The organism is Brevibacillus sp. HB2.2, from assembly GCF_013284275.1.
Lineage (GTDB): Bacteria > Bacillota > Bacilli > Brevibacillales > Brevibacillaceae > Brevibacillus > Brevibacillus brevis_D.
The window spans coordinates 1-241 of record NZ_JABSUV010000131.1 but is presented as its reverse complement, the minus strand read 5'-3'; the positions used below and the strand labels follow the sequence as shown (position 1 = coordinate 241).

Below are 241 nucleotides of genomic sequence, written 5' to 3'. Positions count from 1 at the left end.
TTGGGAATATGAGTATGCCGGAGAAGCGGGCAAACCTAGATTTGCTTTTGTTGTCACAGATGAAGCATTAAGACAAAAGCCATACGACTTCGCAGCAATTGAATACTATTAGAAGTTTCAAGAGTTTAAGCAATCGGTCATGGAACAAGTTCCTACCTATTATGTTGAAGATGTACGGCACATTAAAATGGTACTTCGTGATCAATTGCCGGAGTATGCAGCAAGAGACGATTTGTATGGA

The 241-nt window shown here is 40.2% G+C and carries 1 pseudogene; it reads left to right on the top strand.

Annotated elements, in window-relative coordinates:
- Positions 1 to 241 (top strand): annotated as a pseudogene (locus HP401_RS30120) (DUF4062 domain-containing protein); the annotation flags it as partial.